Source organism: Chroococcidiopsis sp., assembly GCF_051657925.1.
Classification (GTDB): Bacteria; Cyanobacteriota; Cyanobacteriia; order Cyanobacteriales; family Chroococcidiopsidaceae; genus Chroococcidiopsis.
The window spans coordinates 1-20380 of sequence record NZ_JBOFLP010000231.1 but is presented as its reverse complement, the minus strand read 5'-3'; the positions used below and the strand labels follow the sequence as shown (position 1 = coordinate 20380).

The following is a 20380-nucleotide window of genomic DNA, read 5'->3' as shown; positions in this document are numbered from 1 at the left end:
GCAGCAATAACCAACCAACGAAGAGTAAAGCCAATAGGCGCTGAATCTGCCAAATCACTTCCCTAACTGGATTTGATGTAGGTGCAATTTGATGTTGTTCTAATGCTTCTCCTACAACTCCACCCGCAATCTTTGCTCTTGGGCTAATTTGAGCCGTAGTCGCAGATTTATAATTGACTTTGCCACCAATTTGTGCGGTATCTGTCAGGGTTAAACCTGGTTTAATTGGCGCTACTGTTACGGGGGGTTTAGGCACAAAGGGAATTTCAACCAACTGGGGATCGCCTACTGCTGTGGCTTGCATATTTCCGCCGACGCTTCCCCTCAGTTCCAAGGCATTTGTTGCCGCGATCGCATCGTGTTCTATACTTCCTGCTAACAAAGCTTGGTTGGCAAAGATAGTTAGATCGCCACCTATATTACTGCCAGTTTGATTTTCCCAACTGAAACTAGCCGCGATCGCATCGTCTGCTATCCGTGCTTTTGGCTGGAGAATTAACACCTGTCCAGCCAGTCGCGCATCATCGCCTACACTGCCATTAATTGTAATGACTTGTCCTGCTGCAATTAAGTCGCCTTCAACCCTGCCATTCAGGGTAATTTGATTCGCTGCCAAAACCGCATCGCCTTTGATAGTACCATTCAGCAAGATTGTCTCTCCTGCTAAATACACGTCATCGTGAATAATTTGTTCAGCAGCAATCGTGACTTGCTTGCCACTTACGGTATCCTTTGCCCAACTTGGTGTAACGAACAATAGCACCGATAACAGTACCAAAGCGCAGAGAAATTGAATCAGTTGTTTTGTGGCAAAGTGCCTGCCTTTGCTGCTGTTCATTAGACTCGCGGCTCCATCTCCATCTGTCTTCACTCTTATGAAGATATTTGTCTCACTCTTAAGTTAGATAACAAAGTTGAGGAAGTTGTGAGGATAACCGTTCGATCTGGAAAGTTGGAGCGCGATCGCGCTAGATTTTTGCAATAGGTGTCATTAATTACAAATTCAGATAGCTGTACTTTTATACCTCAATATTTACTTGTTTTTTTTATTCTTTCTTCATAAATTCATAATCTTCTTTGATAAAAAGCATACAAGAATATTAACTATTATTCAGCAATTTAGCATATATTCTCTATTAGGTGAACTAAGAGCTATATGAGGGCGATCGCCTCTTCATACAAAATTGCTTAAAATCATGTTTCGACTTTTCCAGAAAAATTAAGATGGCAGCAGAATTTTACTACAATAAATGCAGATACACGTGTTGCATTGTCAACACTGCATCATCTCAAGAACTCAGAATCAGGAACGAACGCGGCGAAGTTTTAGCAGTAGAAAAGGGTAAAACAATCGGTCTTCAAGGTAAGAGAAGGGAGAATTCTAAACAAGTAAATGTTTCTCAACCTTATTTATATAACTTAATCAAAGCCGCTATGAATGCTTTAGAAATAGCAGATAAAGCTCGGATGCTGATGGAACAAGAAGCTGTGATTGAAAAGCAGAACGAACAGGTCGAACTCCTGAAGCAAGAACTAGAGATTTTTCATCGAAACAAGATTTTATCGCTAGAACAAGAAGATAAATTGTTGCATTTGCAAAATCAACTCAAAGAGCATGAGTTTTTAGTTGAGAAACAAAAGAAGAAAATTTTAAAACTTGAAGACGCACAAAGTCAGTTTCCACAAACTATTTCTTTAGAAAATGCCGAGAAACAAGTTAAGTCCAAGCTAGGACTTTTAGCGTGGAACTGCTTGCACCCAGCTAGCCAAAGAGATTTACGCAACGCCTACAGATATTACAAAATGATAAAGACAGAAGAGTTCACCACTTCTGCCGATTATTCCGATGCAGGGCATCCCTTGGGATTAGTAGCAGAAAGAGAAATTGTCAATCCTTTTTTCAAACAACTTTATCAGTTCTTGTTAACTAAAAATAACTCTGTTAGTTTTTTTGAAAAGGCTCCTATTTTGCTAGGAAGCATTAATCTAATCGTTGATGGAGAATACACGCTAGGAGATCTACGAATCTTATTATCTCAGCGGTGGCAAACTTTTACAAAATTTAGCTTGCAACAAGAAACGATGCCTAAGACAAATTTATACTACACCGTTGAACGTAGCGATAAAATTAGTCAAGCTGACCGCCTGTTAGTGCAACAATTCTTGCAACAATGGACACACCCCTTATCCCTGTGGTTAGCTCAAAGTTATGCAGCTGCTTCTACCATAGATCAAATAAGAAAATTACGTAATATTGCTGCCCATTCAAATTCTATGCACTTATGGCAGTTCACAGAATTATGGTTTCTGTTGGTTGGCAGTAAAACCCGTAAAGGGGTGTTACAAGAAATTCATAACAATAGCTCTCTCACCAAAAATGTTTGTCATGCAGTAAAAGAGAAAGCAATAAATTTTAACTATTTTCCGACATACTCAAGTATATAACAGTTGTATTCGATCGGTAGAATTTAAGTGGAGGGTGGACAATACCTACCCTCCTATCTGTTTTCTGTAATTGTCATTTAGCAACTATAATTCGATAACCGACATCAAATTCTGTAAATTCTAAATATTTGCCATGTTTTATCTGCCATTCCCCACTCGCTAAATCTGCTTCTAGTTGCTTCACGCCTGTCTCTATTAACTGAGGATCTGTTAAAGCAAAAGCTGACATACTCGCCCGAATTTCAGAATTTAAATACATTTTTGGTTGCTGCCAACCTGCGGCAAGAAACAAATCTGTTAAATCTGGTGGTAAAGGAAAAGGGTAAATATCTACTGTCTTTTTAAGATGAGTTTGAATAAACGATACAATATATTCCAGAGGAAAAAATGAGCCTTCATCATATTCCCAAAGAAACGGAAAATAATCATCCAACCAAAAATCTTTTCTAGCTTGAGAGTCATAAGTAAAAAAAGCGATCGCCCCCGTCCTGACGACTCGATGTATTTCCAACAAAGCAGCTTCTAAATCTGTAAAATGATGTAGAGACAAAATACAAATAGCTGCATCAACTGAATTATCGGGTAAAGGAATTGCCTCTGCACATCCATCAACCCACTTCACATGAGGATGAGGTATAGCCTGAGAACGCATCATCTCAGAAGGTTCGACAGCATAGACTAAAAATCCTCGTTCTGCGATCGCCCGACTATATCCTCCCGTACCCGCACCAATATCGGCGATCGTACTACCAGGAGGCAACTGGAGGACACTCAGGATGAAATCTACGATCCGGCGATCTGGAAGCCGAAATTGCGAATAAGACTTGCCGATAACATTATAAATAGACATGGTAATTGGTAATTGGTAATTGGTAGTTGTCAGTGAAAACAGGGTGTGAAGTGTAGGGCGTAGGGTGTAGGGAAATTTTGAATTTTGAATTGCTTCCTCTGCTTCCTTGTCCCCCTTGTCCTCCCCCTTGTCCCCCTTGTCCCCCTTGTCCCCCTTATTCCCTCACTCCTCACTCCTCACTCCTCACTCATTAGATAAAAATTCTGCGATCGCTTGGAAAATTCCAGAAAGTCGGCAAAATAGATAACAGGTAAGAAAATCTTAAATTATCTAAACTGTAGTCCAAATATCATTCCTATCTCTGCTAAACAGCGTGGCACATGAATAGTTTGTTTCTATCTCGACTGCATAGCCCAGAACGCCCAGTAATTGTATTTGACGGCGCAATGGGGACGAATTTACAATCGCAAAACCTGACGGCTGAGGATTTTGGCGGTTCCCAGTACGAAGGCTGTAACGAATATCTCGTTCACACCAATCCAGAAGCAGTGGCAAAAGTTCATCGCGACTTCTTCGCCGCTGGTGCGGACGTGGTGGAAACCGATACCTTTGGCGGGACATCCATCGTTTTAGCAGAGTATGACTTAGCGGATAAAGCCTATTATTTAAATAAAACCGCAGCAGAACTTGCCAAGCGGGTAGCCGCAGAATTTTCTACCCCAGAAAAACCACGATTTGTAGCGGGTTCGATGGGTCCTGGAACTAAACTGCCAACGCTGGGACACATCGATTTCGACACGATGAAAACGGCTTACGTCGAACAAGCAGAAGCCTTGTATGATGGTGGTGTCGATTTATTCATTGTCGAGACGTGTCAAGACGTACTGCAAATTAAAGCAGCCTTGAATGCGATCGAAGAAGTGTTTGCTAAAAAAGGCGAACGTCGTCCTTTAATGGTTTCCGTAACGATGGAATCGATGGGGACGATGCTAGTCGGAACGGAAATTAATGCCGCGCTAACAATTCTAGAACCTTATAAAATTGACATTCTCGGTCTGAACTGCGCCACGGGACCAGACTTGATGAAGCCGCACATTAAATATTTGTCGGAACACTCGCCTTTTATCGTTTCCTGTATTCCTAACGCGGGTTTACCGGAAAACGTCGGCGGACAAGCACATTATCGCCTTACACCGACAGAATTGCGGATGCATTTGATGCATTTTGTGGAAGATTTGGGTGTCCAAGTAATCGGGGGTTGCTGTGGGACACGTCCAGCACACATTCAACAACTGGCTGAAATTGCTAAAGAATTAAAACCAGGGGTGAGAAATCCGCAACTAGAACCCGCAGCAGCATCGATTTATAGCACTCAACCTTACGAGCAAGATAACTCTTTCCTCATAGTCGGGGAACGCTTAAACGCCAGTGGTTCTAAAAAGTGCCGCGATTTACTCAACGCTGAAGATTGGGACGGACTGGTATCGATGGCAAGGGCGCAGGTTAAAGAAGGCGCGCACGTCCTCGATGTTAACGTGGATTACGTGGGACGAGATGGCGAACGGGATATGCACGAATTAGTGTCCCGTTTGGTGAATAACGTGACTCTACCTTTGATGCTGGACTCTACAGAATGGCAAAAGATGGAGGCGGGATTAAAGGTAGCTGGGGGTAAATGCATCCTCAACTCCACCAACTATGAAGATGGGGAAGAAAGATTCCTCAAAGTTTTGGAGTTGGCGAAAAAGTATGGTGCTGGTGTCGTCATTGGTACGATTGACGAAGATGGAATGGCACGGACGGCAGATAAAAAGTTTGAAATTGCCCAGCGTGCCTACAGACAAGCAGTAGAATACGGCATTCCTGCCCGCGAAATCTTTTTCGATACTCTCTGTTTGCCAATTTCGACGGGGATTGAAGAAGATAGAAAAAATGGTAAGGCGACAATTGAAGCGGTGCGTCGCATCCGCCAGGAATTACCAGGCTGTCATATTATGCTGGGTGTTTCCAACGTGTCCTTTGGTTTAAACCCAGCAGCGCGGATCGTACTCAATTCCATGTTTCTACACGAAGCAATGCAGGTAGGCATGGATGGGGCGATCGTCAGTGCAAGTAAAATTTTACCATTGGCGAAGATTGAGGAGAAACATCAGGAAGTTTGCCTTCAGCTCATTTACGACGATCGCAAATTTGAAGGTGATGTCTGCGTTTACGATCCCTTAACTGAGTTGACGACGCTATTTGAAGGGGTGACAACGAAGCGCGATAAAGGTGTAGATGAAAATCTTCCGATTGAAGAACGCCTCAAACGTCACATCATCGACGGGGAACGCATCGGCTTAGAACAAGCCTTAGCCAAAGCCATGAAGCAATATCCACCTTTGGATATTATCAATGTCTATCTACTTGATGGGATGAAAGTTGTCGGCGAACTGTTTGGTTCGGGACAAATGCAACTCCCATTCGTGTTGCAGTCGGCGGAGACGATGAAAGCAGCCGTAGCTTATCTCGAACCTCACATGGAAAAGTCGGAAGGTGGTAACAGCGCCAAAGGAACCTTTATTATTGCCACTGTGAAGGGTGATGTCCACGACATCGGTAAGAATTTAGTGGATATCATTTTGTCCAACAACGGCTACAAGGTAATTAATCTGGGGATTAAGCAGCCAGTAGAAAATATCATCAATGCCTACGAACAGCACAAAGCTGATTGTATTGCCATGAGTGGCTTATTGGTAAAATCCACCGCTTTCATGAAAGAGAACTTGGCGACATTTAACGAAAAAGGAATTACCGTTCCGGTAATTTTAGGCGGTGCGGCACTCACACCTAAGTTTGTCTACGAAGATTGCCAAAACACCTACAAAGGCAAAGTCGTGTATGGCAAAGATGCGTTTTCCGACTTGCACTTCATGGATAAATTAATGCCAGCGAAGGCTACAAGTCAATGGGATGACTTGAAAGGCTTTTTGAATGAATTAACCGATACGGAAGTAAACGGAAACGGACATAAACCATCTACCGTAGAAGAAACCGACTCCCGACTCCCGACTCCCGACTCCCGACTCCCCCAAGAAGTTGACACCAGGAGATCCGAAGCAGTAGCAGTAGACATAGAACGTCCCACGCCGCCTTTCTGGGGGACAAAGCTATTGCAACCGCAAGATATTCCTTGGGATGAGATTTTCTGGCATTTAGATTTACAGGCTTTAATTGCCGGACAATGGCAATTCCGCAAGCCGAAGGAACAATCTAAGGAAGAATATCAAGCTTTCTTAAATGAGAAAGTCTATCCAATTCTAGAAGATTGGAAGCAAAAGATTGTCGCCGAAAATCTCTTGCACCCACAAGTGATTTATGGGTATTTCCCCTGTCAGTCAGAAGGAAATACATTGAATGTCTACAATCCAGAAAACCACGCCGAACAAGTAACATCATTTGAATTTCCCAGACAAAAATCCTTACGCCGTCTGTGTATTGCCGATTTCTTCGCGCCGAAGGAGTCAGGAATTATCGATGTTTTTCCCATGCAGGCGGTGACAGTAGGACACATTGCCACAGAATACGCTCAAAAGCTATTTGCAGCCAATCAGTATACAGACTACCTCTATTTCCACGGGTTAGCAGTGCAAATAGCAGAAGCTTTAGCAGAGTGGACGCACGCCAGAATCAGGCGCGAATTGGGATTTGGGGCAGAAGAACCGGATAACATTCGAGATATGTTAGCGCAACGCTATCGCGGTTCGCGCTACAGCTTTGGTTATCCCGCCTGTCCGAATATTCAGGATCAGTACAAGCAACTGGATTTGTTAGAGACGAAGAGGATCGATTTGTATATGGATGAAAGCGAACAACTTTATCCCGAACAATCTACCACTGCCATTGTGACCTATCACCCAGTCGCAAAATACTTTAGTGCTTAAATTCGAGGCAACGGGGAACGGTTTTTTCCTGTTGCCTGTTTCCCGTTCCTGTCCCCTGGGAGGGGACAGCCGTTGTATCTGGAGTTACACCCACTAGATCGATACGTTTAAGCGTTAAGCCAAGGCAATGTTAATACATTGCTGCTGTTGTTAAACCAGACTGAGAAATTTTCATCGCTATTGAGAACTTCTATGGCGGCTGTAATTGTCGCGTAGGTCATATCAATTGCCTTCCAGTAATACCTTTCATTCCGATCTTTACGTCTGTTAACACGTTAGGTTTCAGTGTTATGACAGTTTAGAGGTTGTCTGAGAAGCAGAATTTTCTTAGGTGCGTACATCGCTGTTGATGGTGGAATCGTTGCTGGATTACGCGGATAGCTGTGGCAATACTATTGTTCTAATCACCTTAATAAACTCGTGTACCACAGGTGAAGATTCGTTCTGTCGCCAAGCCACAGCTAGTTTTAACTTAGGAAAATCATCCTCTAGAGGTCGGTAAACCACTCCTTTCGCGCTCAGGTTTTGCAAATCGGCAAGCACAAATGCAATTCCAACTCCAGCCGCTGCTAATCCCAAGCGAGTTTGAGCGAGTGCAGCCTCTTGCACGATGTTGGGAACAAACCCCGCTCGTTCGCAGCATTTGATAAAATCAGCATACAGCACGGGAGCCAGCGATCGCGGATATCCAACTAGGGGTTGGTTGGCAAGCGATGCTATGGACAATTGTTTTTGTCTAGCAAGCGGATGGGATGCCAACAGTGCAGCGATATAAGTTTCTTCATATAACGGATAGATGGCAAGAGATGGTTCGCGGATCGGCAGATAAACAAACCCAACATCAATTTGGTGGGTACGGAGTTGCTCGACATGGGCTTCCGTTCCACCACTTGTGAGGAACGGCAGTCTTAGCCAATATGCCCTTTGAAAAGGCACGTTTATTTAAAATTGTGCAGTTTGCCTTTTTGAGATTATGAGCGATCGCATTGAAGAAGTCCGTGAATTTTGGAATTCAGTTGCTGATGATTGGGACATACAAGTAGGAGATGACGGAGATAGCAACCGTCGTTTGAACTCCGATCCGGTTTTATGGAATTTTGTAGGAGATGTTCGAGATCTGCGGATTCTAGATGCTGGCTGCGGAACAGGTTATCTTAGTAGGAAATTGGCAAGTCAAGGAGCCATAGTAACGGCAATCGATCTATCAGACAAAATGATTGAAATAGCCCGTGAAAAAGCTAATAGCAGCGGTCAAAATATCGACTTTCATGTAGATAATTGCGAGACGATGGACAGTCTTGAAGATAATTTTTTTGACGCGATCGTTTCAAACTACGTTCTTATGGATGTGCCAAATCTGGAAAACGCGACGAGAGCTTTCAACCGAGTATTGAAAGTCAATGGAAACGCAATTGTTGTGTTTTCTCATCCATGTTTTCCCCAAAGTAGAGCAATTATTATTGAAGGTGGCGAATCGCTTTATCGTTGGAGTTTTTCTTATTTTGAGCGACAAAAATGTGTCGATCCACCCTGGAAGCATTTCACGTCAAATTTTATTTGGTTTCACCGACCGCTCTCCGATTACTGGAAAGCATTTAGGAACGCAGGATTTGAAATTACTGACTTTGAAGAACCAAGAATCACCGAACAACAATTTCATTTAGCTGAAACTGAACAACAGATAAAAAACTGCCAAACTCGCCCTTATTCAGTAGCATTCAAATTGAAGAAAGTCTAACTGCGATCGCTAAGAATTCATCGTTCACTTGAATGCTAGCGATCGCAATTTTTCCTATCATTCCATATGAAATCTATCCGTCGATTTTCCCTGCTGGGTATGACTATTGCCCTTCTCCCCCTCCCGGCTAGCTGTTTTCCTCTTTCTATTGGCAGCAGCTCAATGCCTTTTACTTTGTCATCACCCGACTTTACCAATTCGTCAGACACTCCTACAACGCTAAATGCTGCTCAAGCAACCGAGCAAGATATTTGGACGCAAATGCGGCAAGGAACGGGGTATGTGGTGTTGCTACGTCATGCCCAAACGGTGTCTGGAACGGGCGACCCACCAGGGTTCCGGCTAGAGGATTGCTCGACTCAGCGCAATTTATCAGCCGCAGGTAGAGACCAAGCAGTAAGAATTGGTAGGGTATTTCGCGATCGCCATATTCCATTTGCCCAAGTTCTTTCTAGCCAGTATTGCCGCTGTCTGGAGACTGCCAAGTTACTCGACTTGGGTGCTGTTACACCTTCTCCCATGCTAAATTCTATTTTTGAAGACCATACCACTGCAACCCAACAAACGCAACAGGTTCGCCAGCAGATCCTCAACCATCGAAATAGTATGTAGTAAGTAGCAACTCATGGCTGTTGCAATAACTCAATAATCGATGTCACTACAGCTTCTACATCAAGGGGTTTGGCGAAATGATGCTGAAATCCGGCGGCGATCGCCCGCTCTCGATCTGCGTTTGTAGCATAAGCTGTTAATGCAATGGCAGGAATCGATCGCGCTGATGCCAACGAGCGAATCGTGCGAATTAGCTCGTAGCCGTCTGTTTCCGGCATTCCAATATCGCTGAGGAGAAGATCGGGGCGCGATCGGGCGAGGATTTGTATTGCTTCTGCGGCAGAGGCGGCGGTAGTCACGATCGCGCCATTTTCTTCTAGAGCAGCGCTGAGAAATTCGCAAGTATCGGCATCATCATCGACGAGCAGAACTCGCACGTTAGCGAGAGAAACAGAGTTAATTATTTGGGACGTAGGTTCTACGATCGCATCTGATGGGGTGCGTGGATTTTGCATCAGAGGAATTTGAACGGTGAAGGTTGTGCCTCGTCCTTCACCTTGACTATCTGCGCTAATTGTGCTGCCATGCATTTCGACGATTTGTTTGGCGATCGCCAGCCCCAGCCCTAAGCCACCAAATTTGCGCGTAGTAGAGCCATCTTCTTGGCGAAAATACTCAAAAACATAGGGTAAAAATTCGGGATTAATACCTTTACCCGTGTCTGTGACTTGGATTTGGGCAAATTTTGGGGAGTCGGGAGTCGGGAGTCGGAATTTGGAATTAATTTTGAATTTTGAATTTTGAATTTTGAGTTGCTCCCTGCTCTCTACCTCTTTAAGCGAGATTTCGACTCGTCCGCCGCTAGGAGTGAATTTGATCGCGTTGGATAGCAGGTTCCACACGACTTGCTGCAAGCGGGTAACATCACCAGAGACTTGTAATTTAGATGATGCAAGCGTGACTTGCAGTTGAATGTTTTTTGCTTCGGCTGCCAGTCTCACGGTTTCCAAAGCGGATGAAATGACGTAAGCAAGATTGACGGGAGCGGCAGTGAGCGCGATTTTGCCACGCATGATGCGAGAAATATCGAGCAGGTCTTCGATCAGTTGGGCTTGTAATTGAGCGTTGCGTTCGATCGTGGCTAATGCCTCAGCGGTCTTAGTTTCACTAAATTTACGGCTTTGCAGCAGCTTGACCCAGCCTAGAATCGGGTTGAGAGGCGATCGCAATTCATGAGACAGCACTGCCAAAAATTCGTCTTTGAGGCGATTGGTTTGAATTAATTGTTGGGCTTGCTGCTGCAACGAATCGATTAAATGAGCGCGTTCGATCGCCACAGCAATTTGATCGGTGGCGGCTTTCATCAGGGCAATCTCTTCTGAAGTGAAGCTGGTGCGGGTGCTGCTAGCAAAGGAGAGCGTGCCTAATAGCCGTCCCCGCACGATTAGGGGCTGGCTTACATACGCTGTGATACCCAGCGAACGGACAGTATAGGCATTTGGCAAGGTAGATTGCTGGACATTATTGACGACAATTTGCTGGCATTCTTGTGCCACTAAGCCGCAAATCCCTTGACCAAATTCCAGCCACTCAATTGCTTCTGCTGCTGCTGGGGAAATCCCTGCATAGGACTGCAAGCGTAACATCTGACAGTTATTGCGTTCCTCAACCATGAAGGCGAAGTAATACTGTAAATCTAGTTGGGGGGAAAGTTTGTCGAACAAGCTGCTGATGAAGTTGAGGGGTTGCTCTGCTGAAAGCAGCCCATTGGTTGTTTCGTAAAGTAAATTCAATCTTTCGTGACGCTCTTGGAGTGCCAGTTCTGCCTGCTTGCGCTCGTCGATGTCTAGCACCACTCCCATCATATAAATCGCCTGTCCGGCAGCGTTATACGTGCAGCGCCCCTTAGCAGCAATCCAGCGTACCGTACCATCTGCCCATTGAGTCCGATACTCAACGTCATAGTCAACGAGATTGTCAATCGCTTTGGTAACAGCTTCTTGCGTTCGCTGGCGATCGCTTGGATGTAGCGAATTCAAAAATACTGAGTAAGTTACTTCCGCGTCTGCTGCCAGACCAAACAATGCTTTACACTGAGTTGTCCAGGTCAAAGTATCGCTCTCTAAATCCCAGAACCACATCCCCTGTTTAGAAGCTTCTAGCGCCAGCCGCAGGCGCTCCTCACTCGATTGTAAAGCTGCTTCGGCGCATTTGCGCTCGCTGATATTAGTGAACAGGATGGCAAACCTGTAATCTTGAGCTTCACCAATGCGGAAGGCGTTGACATCGAACCACCGATTCATTGCTTCAGAACGATTTTCAAACCGCACGGTTTCGCCTGTCAGTGCTACTCTACCGTAAATCTCAAACCAAGAGGCTTCGAGATTTGGTACGAGTTGCCGTGCTGTTTTGCCCACCGCTTGCTGGAGTCCAGTCATCTTTTCAAATGCTGGATTGATTTCGAGGAAACGGTAATCCATCGGCTCGCCGTTCTCGTCAAATACCATTTCGCAGACACAGAAACCTTCGTCAATTGTCTCGAACAACATGCGATATCGATGCTCGCTGTTGCGCAAGTCTATTTCAGCTTGTTTGCGATCGCTAATTTCGCGAAAATAGATTCCCAATCCCTCCGCCGAGGGATAGACATGAGCTTCAAACCAATTTCTAGTCGGCTCGTACAAAACTTCAAAATGTACTGGAACCTGTTCTGTCACTGCCCGTCGATATTGCTGCTCGACAACTTGACCGATTGTCCAAGGAAAAATTTCCCATTGCGTTTTACCCAAAAATGCTTCGGGTTCTAGATTCGTCAATTGTTTTACCAATTGACTTGCTGCCTGATTGACGTAGGTAATCCGCCACTCGCGATCGAGCGCCAAATAAGCATCGGTCATGCTTTCCCAAGCAGTAACGATCCGCTGATTTGCTTTGCGCAAACCTTGCTCCAAACGCTGGCGCTCCGTCACTTCCTGTACCATGACATTGATCCCAAGCACCCGTCCGTCTGCCTGCTTCAGTGGGTTTAAGCTCACGATCCAATCCCGCTCGACTTCCGGCTGGGCGCAATTAATTCCATGAAACTCAAGATTTAGCCTGGGTTCGCCAGAGGCGATCGCCTGCCGATACAATGGCTCTAATTCATCTGCTTGTTCTGGCAAAATCTCCCGTAACGTGCGTCCGATATGTTCGGAAATCGGTAAACCGTTGAGATCTGCTAAGTATTGGTTGATCCGCACGAACCGTAAGTCTGAATCGATAAAGCACAATCCAATCGGAGCAGTGGTATAAATCGATTCCAGTTCAATCAGTTGTGGGTTGAGTGCCTCTCGATCTAGGAGCAATCGCTCTGTCGTCAATTGTCGTTCTGGCGTAACATCCCAAATCGTTGTTACTACAGAATATGGTACGGATTCATTGGCTTGGAATAGTGGCTGTGAGTCTAACTTTAGCCACGCTAATTTTCCATCTGGACGATAAAAGCCTATGACAACATTTGTTACAGGCTGTCCCGATCGCAAAGCTGCGATCGCTGGATATTCTTCTAGCTCAAACGGCGAACCATCTTCATGAACGATCTGCCAAAGCGGAGCAAACGTAGTTACACCGATTAATTGCTCGGTAGTATAGCCCACAATCTCTGCGGCTCTAGGGTTACAAGCAGCGATTGTCGCATCAGCAAGTTGCAGCACTACGCCCGGGGTTGTTTCTGGAGCAGAAACTTGTTGTAAGCGATCGCCCTGAAAAACATTTAACATCTGAGATCCAAAACTACTTCCGCTTCGCATTTTTTGAGCTGGCTTGAGCAATCGAATCTACTACCCCTAAAAAGCGATCGTCAAGTCATTAATCCATCAAAGTACTTACATCACATGGAAAACATCTAGCTTGAGATAGATGATATCCATGCGTGAGTGTAACACAGATTAATTTGCAGTCAAAGCTTGCCAGTTAAAGTTTGGTATTGCACTTCATCAATTTTGCCTGCTTCATATAAAGTTTGGGTAATTTCCGAAATTTTCAGCACGGCATGGGCGCGATAGCCATTATCTTTGAGCCGATCTTTTACCCCTTCTTCATGGTCGATAAATACAACAATATCTTCTACATTTAAACCCGCCGATTTTAACTTTCCCGCTCCTTCTATTGCACTTTTACCGCTAATCAGAATGTCGTCAACAACTACGACTGTTTCCCCTGGCTGAAAATACCCTTCGATTGCTCTCCTTGTTCCGTGGGCTTTAACTTCCTTGCGGGGAAAAATCATCGGGTAATTCATTCGCAATGCCAATCCCGTAGCAGTGGGTAAGGAGCCGTAGGGAATTCCAGCAATGCGATCGAAGTTTAGAGTTTGTAAGATTTCTGCATAAGCGTTGAGAACTTGCTCGAAAACTTGGGGATTAGAAATAATCGTGCGTAGATCGATATAGTAAGGAAATTCTGCCCCCGATGCCTGTACGTAGTTACCAAAAATAATGCAGCCAAGATCGTAGAGTTGCAAAATCAATTGGGTGTGGGGATGCTGTTCCAACAAACAAACATCGGGAAACCACACATCACACTGAGAAGCACTTTTAACAGCTGCGGCTCTAGCTTGCTCTACTTCTTGTCGCAAAGCTTGAATCTGACTAGCTGGGTTGTCTTGGCTCAAAACGTCTTGAGGTACGGGAACGAGTAATCCGCTACCGTTGGAATTTAAACCTGCGGCTAATAGTTGAGGTAATTTACTTGCTTGCGCCCAAATACTCCGAGCCATAATCGTTCTTTCGGGAGTAATTGCTCGAATTTTGGCTAGTACCTCAGGGGAAGTGGTTCCAACTTCTAAACAGACTTGTTCGGGAGTCCCCCAGATTTTCGCTTCTTTCACTATTTGTAAGTAAAAGGGAGATTCAGGCGAAGGATATTGCTGTAATGCGATCGCCCCAGGATTAGAAGTGCAGCACAATACAAATACTCCCTTGCCTGGATAAACTAAAAATGGTGCGACGCAATCTTGCCCAGGATAAGGACTGAGGGTGACAGCATCGACTCGCCAGCGCTCAAATACTGTTTGGGCAAAAATTGTACTAGTGTTAAGGTCGCTGTGTTTGGCATCCAAAATAATTGGCATGTCTTCAGGAATGGCTTTGAGCGTCCGTTCTAGCAACTCCATACCTGGGACACCTAAAGCCTGATAAAAGCCCAAAGTCGGCTTATAAGCGCAAATTAAATCTGTCGTTTGGGCGATGACAAATTGCAACCAGTTATCCAAATCGTCGATAATACTCTTCTCAGACCGATTTGAATTTTGGCGAGGCATCATTTCAGGATTTGGATCGAGTCCGAGAAACAACAAACTCTGATTGCGGGCGATCGCGGCGTTTAATTTATCGAAAAATGTCATATACAGTTATCAGGGAGCAGGGAGCAGGGAGCGCACGAGCAGTGACCAGTTAATTCTCGACTTACGATTTACGACTTCTTTTACTAATGTCTCTCATGTCAGTTTTCAAAAAATGGCGATCGCGGTTGAGGCAATTTTCGCTTAAGAATAGATTGTTTGCTCCTCTGTATGTCAGTTGTTTGCTACTGATTCTATTCCTTATCGTACAAGGTTGTCTGAATCTACTAGTAGAAAATCTCCATCAGCAAGCTTTTAGTTGGGTGACTCATTCTTTACTGGTAGAACAGCAAACAGAACGTCTGTTGAGTCATGCTTTAGATCAACAAACTTCAATTCGAGGCTATTTAATTACTAAAGATAAAGAATTACTCGATAATTACGATCGCGCTAATAATGCTTTTCATAGTAGTTTTAACTCTTTAGAAAAATTGACAAAAGGAGATCAAAACCAACTAGAACAGCTCCAGGTAATTGAATCAATTCATACAATTTGGCAGGATAGTTTTGTGCAAAGTGTCATAGCTGGTACTGCTAGTAGGACTTATCTACCTGGAAAGATTTTATTCGATCCCATGCGCGATGTTGTCAAAACTATGTTGCAGCATGAAAAAAAAATCCTCTCTCAACGCCAGCAGCAATTGCAGCAAATTAACCATATCAAAGCAGCGCTGGAAGTCTTCAACGTCTTCATAGCTAGTATTGGAGTTAGCTGGAACTTATGGTTGTTACGCAAGCGGGTAGAAATTCCCCTACGCCATTTAACTCAAGTCAGCCAAGCTTGGCGGGCTGGTAAGCTAGAAATTCGGCTCGGTTATACTACATCAGATGAGATCGGACGGTTGGCTAGCGTACTCGATGAGATGGCAGCAGAAATTCGTCAGCGTCAACAATACAGTCAAATGCGTAACCAACAGCTAGAAGATTTGATCTCTGCACTGTCTCATGACTTGCGCACGCCTTTACTCGCCACTCGTAACACGTTGCGCCCGATGTTGAATGGGGCTTTTGGTCCTGTCGATGAGACTTGGAGAGAAATTCTAGAAGAGTATCGCCAATCGAACGAGCAATTGCTGAAATTAGTAGATAATTTGCTCGATGTATCTCGTTATGAAGCTGGTGGCGGACAGCACTTAAACTGGGAACCCCTAGATTGGGCAAAGATTTGCTTTCAAGCTGTGGAGCTAATTTGTCAGATTCACGATCGCCAGCGTACTCCTACTATTTATATCGCTGCCTCACTCCCTACAGTCTACGGCGATCGGTTAGAAATTCAACGAGTGGTGCAAAACTTATTAGATAATGCCGCACGGGTTAGCCCACCAGATAAAGAGATTACAATCGAAGTCAGTTTGTTAGGAAGCGATCGCATCAAAGTCTCCGTTCGCGATCGAGGTCCTGGAGTCCCACTCCACGAAAAAGACAAACTCTTCCATCGCTTTATCCAAGGGAGAGGTAGGCGGGGTGGTGCAGGATTGGGTTTATATCTCTGCCGTCAGATCGTCGTTGCTCACGGAGGTACGATCGAAGTGGATAGTCAGTTAGGTGAAGGCAGTACCTTTTGGTTTACTCTGCCAGTTTCTTTGGCATTCGATGGGGAAGCGGGAGTCGGTAGGGGCGGGTTTGGAAACCCACCCGTACGGGAGTCGGGAGTCGGAGGAGTCGGAAACTAGTAATGAGCGGGTCTCAGGTAGAGGTTGTGGTACGAATTTTATTAGTCGAAGATCATGCTTTGATGCGTCGAGGGATGAAAGGACAGTTTGCTCTCGAACCCGATTTTTGTGTCGTGGGAGAAGCTGCTGATGGCAGGGTGGCAGTTCAATTATCTGCCGAGTTAGAACCAGATGTCGTATTAATGGATATCGATCTGCCCGTGATGGATGGGATCGCGGCAACTCAACAGATCAAAAGCGATCGTCCCACGACGCGAATACTCGCCTTAAGTGCCTTTGACAACGATACTCAAGTAATGGGAATGTTAGCCGCAGGGGCTGATGGCTATTGTCTCAAAACAATCGAATGGGAACAACTGCTAGCTGTAATTCAGTTAATTCAAACTGGTGGCGCTTATCTCGACCCGCAAATAGCCCGCAAAGTGGCACGGATGCTCAAGCCTAATCCGGTAATTCCCGTTCAAGAACAGTATTCCACCATCTCACCTATTCCAGTTCTCAGCAGCCGCGAACGAGAAGTTCTCAAACTAATTGCTGAAGGACGCTCGAACCAAGAGATTGCCCAACAACTATTTCTTTCCCTGGGAACGGTCAAGTCTTATGTGCGGATGATTCTTAATAAACTGAGCGTTGACGATCGCGTTCAGGCAGCAGCTTTAGCCGTGCGCGAAGGACTAATTTAAATTACGTAAATTCAATTACACGCATGACATCTTCAATTAAAATCTTGTAGTGTTTGCCGCAACATCTTTGCTAACTCTGCCGGATTTGACGCAATTGGCAGCTTGCAATTTGCCTCTAGTTCAGACCACAAAATAAAAGGCTTGTCTGTCTGAAGATAGAGTTGTTCTGGCGCGGGCAGACATATTATTAGGATGTCTGGGTCGAACAGAGTCATCTCCTCACCAGTAGGAACCCCATAGTAAGGTAAGACTTCTACCATCTGTTCGAGACAGTAGCGGCTCACACGTTGTACTGTTGCGACAAGTCTACCGAGAATCATGACCCGGCAAGGCTGCTTATTATCGCACAATTGATGCAAAAATTGAGTCACGAACGAGTATTTTTTATTTAATAGCAAATTTGTTAACTCAATCACACTAAACTAGATACCCCTGTTCGCACTTCTGTCAAGTGGATATCCAGGTGGCTATTTTTTTTGGTGAAGAACGCAGCCTACAAGTATCCACTAGGTAGTTTTCCCCAAACTGTATCTAGCAATACTGTATTAATGCTTAACAGAATTAGGGGTTTCGGACAGTAGCTGTGGATACAACAGAACAGGTTTATCAACTCATCAAGCAATGGTGTTTTGCAGGCGATCGGTTTCAGGCGGGTGCTACTTTACGCCAGATTGCCGTCATTACTGAATGTTTGCCAGAAGTACCCGAACAGTTAACAGACAAGCAGCTTAAATATATTGTGCGGTGGATACAGGAAAACCACCCAAATGCCTACTTGTGGGCAATGGGTCAACGCTGTGTAGGTCATCCAGCCGCAGTCTGGGGTATGGGCTTACCGAATTTAGATTCAGTGATGCCGAGAATTGCTAGTAGTTTCTGAGCGAAAATCATGTCTGTAAATGCACTACTTTCACCAGTTGAATATTCTTTAGACGTTATCAAACACGAAGTCTTACATCTAGTACAGAAAGGAATTATTAGCCGTAGACAACCAATGTACGTCCTCTGCGAATACATCCCAGCTAGAGATTGGACGGCTTTTGAGCGAGAATTGGAAAAACACGAGTACAACTTGCGCGATCGCATTGCCGATCTCCTCGATTGCGAACGCTGGGAAAATGATTAAACGAATGGCAAGGGACTAGGGTAAGACTAGGAAGGCGATCGCAGGGTAAAGGGAGAAAATTACTCTCGATCTATATTCCCTAGTTCCGAACGCCAAGCGGAAGATTTTATCTATTTATAGCTAAATTGTTTACATAGCAAAGCATGGAAAGGTTCGGGTATCAAAGTAATTTCTAGCTTTTGCTTAAAAGATTTTTTGTTCTGCTCTCTGCTACATACAGAAATATACGTAGGGTGCGTTAGCCTTTGGCGTAACGCACCCTACTATATGTAACGTGTCTATTTGAGTCATTTGTCATACCCTACGGGAAGGGCTTCGCCCTATGTCATTTGTGAAACCATTGTTAGTATGTCACAGACAAATAGACGGTATTTTCACAATTGGTTTAGACCCGCTATATTGCTAGAAATTATTAGAAAAGTCAGGCTCATGCACTCTAGCTTAGGGAAGAATAAAACCAGCTTAGGTAGTGAAAAACTTACTTCTTGAGATACTGTGTGCTTATGTTTTAGATAGCTAGATTATATATATAAAATCACAATAAGCTGCATTAACAATCGATCCTGCTAAAACGCTGGCACCACAAAGATAATTTGCTATTTTTGAATTAGGAAAGCAAATAAGTTTTCTCTATTAATTCAACGCAATTTCGAGGGAGAAAAGTTAGCGATCGCGCTTTCTAATTCTGCGTGTCAATTTTCCAGAAGTTAATCGCCGCTAGGCAATGTCTTTGTATTTTTAACGCCATACATCAAGAAGAGCGTGAGGAAGGTAGCTTACATATGACTCAGGTTGTCAATTTAATTTCCCTTGTAGTAGAAGCAAGCATTTCCTACAAGTCTCGTCCATCGATCGCACTTGCATTATCTCCCATGAAGTCTTTAAAACAACGGTTAGATACTTTTGAGATTGCTCACCCAAAAGTTGCAAAATTGATTGCGAAAACTATTCCAGCGCAATGTCCTTTTGAGCGAGATATTATTCTATTCGGTCATAAAGTAGGACACATTCCTCCTCTATGCAAACTCAACCCCCTATACGAGCAATTGGTCGGTTTAAGATTTCGTGCTTTATGTTACCTTGCCGACTGCTGCGGTGAAGACATTCAAGCATACTGTTAAAGAAGTCAGAAGTCAGAAGTCACTGATAACTGACAACTGATAACTGTTTATCGCGTTTGCTGGCTGAGTAACTTCATCGCAATTTCTAAGCTCGATTTCATGCGGTTGAAAGAAGCCGCTAGGATGCCAATTTCATCATTAGAATTCTGCTCGAAATCCGCACTCATTTCTCCGGTGCTAACTCGCTCTGCGGTTCTAGACATTTTCTTAATTGGCTGAATTACAGATCGTTTTAAGAAGAAGTTGAGCCACAGCACGACGATCGCAAAAATTCCAAACAATATCCCCATAACTAGAGATAAAGAGCGTTTAGAACTCTCAAAGATCTCGCTCGAAGGTACAGAAATAATCTGTGCTGCTACAATTTCATTTAATTTCCAACCAAAACCCCACTCCGAGCCATAGGTAGCAATTTGGCTTTTAGGTGCTGCTTCTGGGGTAGAGTGACACCGCAAACAACTTTCTTTAGGTATTGCTAATGGTCGAGCAATGTAAAAGACTTCTCCACCTGGTAAATTGCGAAAACCAGAAATTTCTTTAGTATTCGATTCGTTGCGGAAACGCTCGACAATTTTAGCTTCAAAAGCATCAGCTTTATCGCGTAGGTTGGTAGGATTGAGCGTAGCTTCTTTATAGAAAAAGTTGCGATATTCTTCGTTTTTACGTAAGTTTTCAAAAACTTCCGTAGCGGAGTAAGCTGGTACCGTTTCAGGAATAAATACTGGTTCGGTTTCGAGCTTAGGTGCAAGCAGGGGATTGATGCGATCGTTAGTATATGCTCTAACAGCATTCATCGCCTTGATGAGAATTGCTGCTTGAGAACTAACTTCCCTTTCCGCTCTCTGTTCGAGTACCTTGGAGAGTGCCGCACCACTGATGATAATCCCACCGATGAAAACTACGACCAACATTAAGCTAAATTTGGCAGTAAGCTTAAGATTTTTTAACA

General features: G+C 44.3%; 15 protein-coding genes and 1 pseudogene. 9 read left to right on the top strand and 7 right to left on the bottom strand.

The genetic code is table 11. The features are described from left to right. Positions 1 to 838, bottom strand: a pseudogene (locus tag ACRC32_RS18725) (hypothetical protein); the annotation flags it as partial. A gap of 386 nt (positions 839 to 1224) precedes the next feature. Between ACRC32_RS18725 and ACRC32_RS18720 the strand changes: the two are divergent. Next, positions 1225 to 2445 carry a hypothetical protein gene (locus ACRC32_RS18720; RefSeq protein WP_438555386.1) on the top strand — a complete coding sequence of 407 codons (1221 nt, stop codon included), beginning with the start codon at positions 1225 to 1227 and terminating at the stop codon, positions 2443 to 2445. A 73-nt stretch (positions 2446 to 2518) separates the two neighbouring features. On the opposite strand, the gene ACRC32_RS18715 is transcribed toward ACRC32_RS18720, so the two are convergent. Further along, entirely contained in the window at positions 2519 to 3295 is a 777-nt protein-coding gene (locus ACRC32_RS18715) for a class I SAM-dependent methyltransferase (protein ID WP_438555385.1), read from the bottom strand. Between the two features lie 320 nt (positions 3296 to 3615). Between ACRC32_RS18715 and metH the strand changes: the two genes are divergently transcribed. Further along, on the top strand, positions 3616 to 7158 hold the full coding sequence (gene metH / locus ACRC32_RS18710) for a methionine synthase (RefSeq protein ID WP_438555384.1): 3543 nt from the start codon (positions 3616 to 3618) through the stop codon (positions 7156 to 7158). Positions 7159 to 7527: 369 nt separating this feature from the next. Here metH and ACRC32_RS18705 read toward each other — a convergent pair whose 3' ends face one another. Further along, entirely contained in the window at positions 7528 to 8094 is a 567-nt protein-coding gene (locus tag ACRC32_RS18705; RefSeq protein ID WP_438555383.1) for a LysR family substrate-binding domain-containing protein, read from the bottom strand. Positions 8095 to 8131: 37 nt separating this feature from the next. Between ACRC32_RS18705 and ACRC32_RS18700 the strand changes: the two genes are divergently transcribed. Together ACRC32_RS18700 and ACRC32_RS18695 are read left to right on the top strand one after the other, a co-directional pair. Beyond that, positions 8132 to 8896 carry a class I SAM-dependent methyltransferase gene (locus ACRC32_RS18700; RefSeq protein ID WP_438555382.1) on the top strand — a complete coding sequence of 255 codons (765 nt, stop codon included), beginning with the start codon at positions 8132 to 8134 and terminating at the stop codon, positions 8894 to 8896. Between the two features lie 162 nt (positions 8897 to 9058). Beyond that, the gene (locus ACRC32_RS18695) at positions 9059 to 9508 is read left to right on the top strand and encodes a histidine phosphatase family protein (protein ID WP_438555381.1); all 450 of its coding nucleotides are present in this window, start codon (positions 9059 to 9061) and stop codon (positions 9506 to 9508) included. A gap of 11 nt (positions 9509 to 9519) precedes the next feature. On the opposite strand, the gene ACRC32_RS18690 is transcribed toward ACRC32_RS18695, so the two are convergent. Then, entirely contained in the window at positions 9520 to 13206 is a 3687-nt protein-coding gene (locus tag ACRC32_RS18690) for a PAS domain S-box protein (RefSeq protein ID WP_438555380.1), read from the bottom strand. Between the two features lie 179 nt (positions 13207 to 13385). Further along, positions 13386 to 14831 carry a bifunctional orotidine-5'-phosphate decarboxylase/orotate phosphoribosyltransferase gene (locus tag ACRC32_RS18685; RefSeq protein ID WP_438555379.1) on the bottom strand — a complete coding sequence of 482 codons (1446 nt, stop codon included), beginning with the start codon at positions 14829 to 14831 and terminating at the stop codon, positions 13386 to 13388. A gap of 95 nt (positions 14832 to 14926) precedes the next feature. Between ACRC32_RS18685 and ACRC32_RS18680 the strand changes: the two genes are divergently transcribed. Next, positions 14927 to 16501, top strand: coding sequence for an ATP-binding protein (locus ACRC32_RS18680; protein WP_438555378.1), 1575 nt, complete (start codon positions 14927 to 14929; stop codon positions 16499 to 16501). Between the two features lie 2 nt (positions 16502 to 16503). Beyond that, the gene (locus ACRC32_RS18675; RefSeq protein ID WP_438555377.1) at positions 16504 to 17184 is read left to right on the top strand and encodes a response regulator; all 681 of its coding nucleotides are present in this window, start codon (positions 16504 to 16506) and stop codon (positions 17182 to 17184) included. A 32-nt stretch (positions 17185 to 17216) separates the two neighbouring features. Here the strand turns inward: ACRC32_RS18675 and ACRC32_RS18670 are convergent, their stop codons facing one another. After that, positions 17217 to 17555, bottom strand: coding sequence for a hypothetical protein (locus ACRC32_RS18670; RefSeq protein ID WP_438555376.1), 339 nt, complete (start codon positions 17553 to 17555; stop codon positions 17217 to 17219). 212 nt (positions 17556 to 17767) lie between these two features. Here ACRC32_RS18670 and ACRC32_RS18665 point away from each other — a divergent pair, with 212 nt between their 5' ends. From ACRC32_RS18665 to ACRC32_RS18655, 3 genes are all read left to right on the top strand, one after another. Then, positions 17768 to 18064, top strand: a complete 297-nt coding sequence (locus ACRC32_RS18665) for a hypothetical protein (protein WP_015154263.1) — start codon at positions 17768 to 17770, stop codon at positions 18062 to 18064. A gap of 9 nt (positions 18065 to 18073) precedes the next feature. Beyond that, entirely contained in the window at positions 18074 to 18310 is a 237-nt protein-coding gene (locus ACRC32_RS18660; RefSeq protein ID WP_015154262.1) for a DUF4327 family protein, read from the top strand. Positions 18311 to 19182: 872 nt separating this feature from the next. Next, complete coding sequence (locus ACRC32_RS18655; protein ID WP_438555387.1) at positions 19183 to 19431, top strand: Mo-dependent nitrogenase C-terminal domain-containing protein; 249 nt, start codon at positions 19183 to 19185, stop codon at positions 19429 to 19431. Between the two features lie 47 nt (positions 19432 to 19478). Here the strand turns inward: ACRC32_RS18655 and ACRC32_RS18650 are convergent. Further along, positions 19479 to 20380, bottom strand: a 902-nt coding sequence (locus tag ACRC32_RS18650) for a c-type heme family protein (RefSeq protein ID WP_438555375.1), incomplete at its 5' end; no start/stop codon positions are given.